Raw genomic sequence first — 1059 nt, 5'->3', positions numbered from 1 at the left:
ATGCTTTCATTAGCTTTGATTACATAATGATATTTCATTATTATTGATTGTACCTCATAACAGCGAAAACCGCTGTATATCTATTGTTCTTGATTTTTGTCGGCATCCATTGCCTCTTTGACGTATTGTTGAACTTGCGATCGCACTTGTTCGTAGGCCACCGACGCGCACCAAGGTCGGAGAGATAAAATAGTTGTATCGGGAGTAATCTCGACCACCAAACAAGTCGGGGGCGGATTCTCCAACACCAGCGGGTGAGAGTGGGCAATTTCTAATAACTCAGCTACAGTTGGACGAATTGGCCGATCGCCAATATCAATCTTCAAGTCTACTCGCCTCGTTCCCATTGCCGTTGTATTTTTCAGTGTACCGTTAAACAACTGATTGTTCGGGACAATAATTTTTATGCGATCGTCTGTCACCACCGTTGTTGAAAAAATCCCGATGCTGTCCACCACTCCCTTAACATCCCCAGCTTCAATCCCATCCCCGACTTCAAAGGGCCGCAAACTAATCAACATTACCCCAGCAGCAAAGTGGGACAGAGTATTTTGCCACGCCAAACCAATGGCCAAACCCGCTGCACCCACCACCGCAACCACACTGGTAGTTTGAATTCCCAACTGACTCAAAGCGGCGACTACTCCCACTACCAAAATCGTAATCTCAGCAGCTTGAACTAAGAATTTCCGCAGCGTGGCTTCGGTGCGACTCAGTGCTCGGCGAGTCACGCGGCCCGCAAAGTTGATAGCAAATCGCGTAATTAACAAAATGCCGATCGCCCACAGCAGTTGAGGTACAATTTTAAACCCCAATTCCACGAATCTTTTCGAGAATTCTTGGGCTACTTCCAAGGCTTGTGTTCTTTCTGCATTTAGCTGAGAATAGAAGGTTTGGGCTATTGGTAAAAACGTCTGAATAACTGTCATGTTAATTGGGAATTGGGAATTAGAAATTGAGAATTGCAGTCTCAGTCTTCTGCATAAGTCGGAGAGTCCGACAGGGGTTGAAAACCCCTGTCTCATAGCGGAAGTCCTCTAGAAGAGGACTAAAGTCGAT

At 45.9% G+C, this 1059-nt stretch carries 1 protein-coding gene; it reads right to left on the bottom strand.

Annotation, left to right across the window (positions count from 1 at the left end; translation table 11 throughout):
* Positions 1 to 80: 80 nt before the first annotated feature.
* On the bottom strand, positions 81 to 929 hold the full coding sequence (locus tag QT973_RS10200) for a mechanosensitive ion channel family protein (protein ID WP_333058160.1): 849 nt from the start codon (positions 927 to 929) through the stop codon (positions 81 to 83).
* Between the last annotated feature and the right edge of the window lie 130 nt (positions 930 to 1059).

This window comes from Microcoleus sp. Z1_A1, assembly GCF_036700305.1.
In the GTDB taxonomy this organism is placed as follows: Bacteria; Cyanobacteriota; Cyanobacteriia; order Cyanobacteriales; family Microcoleaceae; genus Microcoleus.
This window is presented reverse-complemented; position numbering and strand designations above follow the sequence as displayed.